Raw genomic sequence first — 2,771 nt, forward strand, 5'->3', positions numbered from 1 at the left:
GTGACCGGGTGTATGGATGTTTGGGATTTTGAAAAAGCTCTTCAACAGAAGCTTTTTCGACGAGTTGTCCGGCATACATCACCGCCACTGTATCAGCAACTTCAGCAACAACCCCTAAATCATGAGTAATTAGAATAACCCCAGCATTCTTCTTCTTTTGTATTTCTAAAATCAAGTCTAAAATCTGAGCTTGAATGGTAACGTCTAAAGCAGTCGTTGGCTCATCAGCAATAATCAAATCTGGGTCATTGGCAATGGCTATTGCAATCATTACTCTTTGTCTCATCCCGCCTGAAAGTTGGTGGGGAAATTGATTAACGACTCTTTTAGGATTTGGAATTCCTACTTGTTCTAAAAGTTGAAAGATTCTACTTTCATACTGATTTTCTGGATAAACATCATGCACGGCCAGCATTTCCTTGATTTGCTGCCCAATTTTCATCAATGGATTAAGCGCAGTGAGTGGATTTTGAAAAATCATTCCAACTTTACTTCCTCGAATATTTGCCATGGAGTCACCCGTTTTACCAATCACTTCTTCCTCATCCAATAAAATGGAGCCTGTAATTTGAGTTTGATTTGGGTTGTGTAATCCCATAACAGCAGTTGCCAAAGTTGATTTCCCAGAACCTGATTCCCCAACAATGGCTAAAACTTCACCACGTCTAAGCCTTAATTCAATATCATAAATTGCTTTTTGAAATTTACCAGCAATCCGAAAAGCAACACTCACTTGTTTTGCTTCCAAAATATTTTCACTTACCATATTTACCTCAATGAAATCTTTCTAAATAGACTTAATAAAAGTATACTGCTTTTTCTGTATATTTGCAAAAAATTATCATTTTGGATATCTTCATGAATTTTCTGAACATTACGGGAAATGAAGGTAAAACAACAGTTTTGGAGGAAATAATAAAAGCAGTAATCATATTAAAAAATGCTTTTATTATACCCGAATTGCTAGTTAATTTCATTGGAAAATAAATAAGTCGTGCTATCCTAATCTTAAAGTACTAAGCATTAGAAAGCGCACGACTTATATGACTTATAATAGCACACTTCCAAAAGTTTTTGTTTATTTACTGACAACCATTGAGACGCTTTATCAAACGAGTGTTTCCCTTGAGGTTCAAAACCGAAAGAACGTCCATCTCGCAACATCAGATTGCTTAGTGATTACTTGTTACCTATGGGACGTACTGCATTTTAGTGAAACACTTAAAGCTAAGCACCAATTGGCTCAAAGTTTATTTCCTAATTTCCTAGAATATTCTCGCTTTGTCCGCCGTTGTAATGCCCTCTTACCGAGTATCCAAGTCATTCGCCAAGCACTCGTCTTTAAAGAGGTTGAAGGAATGAGTGTATCCATTATTGACAGCTTCCCCATTCCTTTGTGTCAGCCTATTCGTAACTTCATAAGCAAAGTTCTTGGAGATGATGCAAATGTTGGCTACAATGCTACAAAGGGACAGTACTTCTATGGATGTAAATGTCATGCTTTAGTCAGTGAATCAGGCTATGTCATAGACTACACAATTACTCCTGCTTCAATGGCTGATAGTTCAATGACCGAGGAAGTGTTGAGTCAATTTGGGACACCAACAGTCCTTGGAGATATGGGATATTTAGGTCAGTCACTGCATGATAGGCTGGAATTAAAAGGAATTGATCTAATTACACCTGTCAGGAAGAACATGAAGCAAAAGAAAATCCTTTTCCCTAATTTTTCAAAACGTAGAAAAGTGATTGAGCGAGTTTTCTCTTTTTTGACAAATCTAGGAGCTGAGCGTTGTAAAAGTCGTTCGCCTCAAGGTTTTCAATTGAAATTAGAGATGATACTTTTAGCGTATTCTTTACTGTTAAAATCAGCTAAATCACTGGAACCAGAGACTTTAAGATATTCTATCGGGTATCAAGTCATGGCTAAATAATCAACTAGCAATTCGGGTAGGTCAATGTTCTTTTATATTTGAGCGTCCATAAAATGGTCATTTTCTGAACACTCTTCTTTTCCTATTAAAATTCTCAAAATCATTTACATTTCTTGTTCATTAACCCGTAATTTATTCTATGTTCATTTATATATATATTTCTAAGTTATGATACAATAAATTAAAATGAAGGAGAAAAAAATGAATATCGGATATGCACGAGTTTCAACTGGACTTCAAAATTTGGATTTACAAAAAGATAGTCTAAAAAAATATAACTGTGAAAAAATATTTACTGACCATATGTCAGGAAGTAAAAAAGATAGACCTGGATTAAAATCCGCCATCGAATTTTCTCGTCCTGGAGATACGATTGTTGTTTGGCGATTGGATCGACTAGGTAGAAATATGGAAGATCTCATTAATATTGTTAATTCTCTTAATAATAAAGGGGTAAGTTTTCATAGTCTACAAGAAAATATTACAATGGATAAATCAAGTTCGACTGGACAATTGATGTTTCATTTGTTTGCGGCTTTTGCGGAATTTGAGCGAAACCTTATTTTAGAACGTTCTGCCGCTGGTAGAGAAGCCGCACGTGCAAGAGGAAGGCTTGGAGGAAGACCTGAGAAATTTTCGGAGAAAGACATAATGCTTCTTAAAACCTTGGTAGAAAGTGGTACGCCGATTAAGTCGATTGCGGATTCTTGGGGAGTGTCAAGAACAACGATTTATAGGTATATAAATAAATGAAAATTTTCTCAATCTCCTTATCCCTTACTAGAAGCCTAGTATTGATTAACCGTTCTTTTAAATATTTACAACGATTAAAAGAAC

Annotated in this window: 3 protein-coding genes; 2 read left to right on the top strand and 1 reads right to left on the bottom strand. The window is 35.6% G+C overall.

Annotation, left to right across the window (positions count from 1 at the left end):
• Positions 1-766, bottom strand: a 766-nt coding sequence (gene oppD / locus ABT114_RS50140) for a murein tripeptide/oligopeptide ABC transporter ATP-binding protein OppD (protein WP_351153997.1), incomplete at its 3' end; no start/stop codon positions are given.
• Between the two features lie 277 nt (positions 767-1,043).
• On the opposite strand from oppD, the gene ABT114_RS50145 reads away from it, so the two are divergent.
• Both ABT114_RS50145 and ABT114_RS50150 read left to right on the top strand, forming a co-directional pair.
• Positions 1,044-1,934 carry an IS982 family transposase gene (locus ABT114_RS50145; RefSeq protein WP_351154000.1) on the top strand — a complete coding sequence of 297 codons (891 nt, stop codon included), beginning with the start codon at positions 1,044-1,046 and terminating at the stop codon, positions 1,932-1,934.
• Positions 1,935-2,135: 201 nt separating this feature from the next.
• Complete coding sequence (locus ABT114_RS50150) at positions 2,136-2,687, top strand: recombinase family protein (protein ID WP_351154003.1); 552 nt, start codon at positions 2,136-2,138, stop codon at positions 2,685-2,687.
• Positions 2,688-2,771 lie beyond the last annotated feature (84 nt).

Source organism: Streptomyces sp. NPDC002088 (genome assembly GCF_040296605.1).
Taxonomy (GTDB): Bacteria; Actinomycetota; Actinomycetes; order Streptomycetales; family Streptomycetaceae; genus Streptomyces.

Excerpts from the sequence above, each read along its gene's own strand:
- ABT114_RS50145 (WP_351154000.1), top strand. The coding sequence starts at position 1,044 with ATGACTTATAATAGCACACTTCCAAAAGTTTTTGTTTATTTACTGACA.
- ABT114_RS50150 (WP_351154003.1), top strand. The coding sequence starts at position 2,136 with ATGAATATCGGATATGCACGAGTTTCAACTGGACTTCAAAATTTGGAT.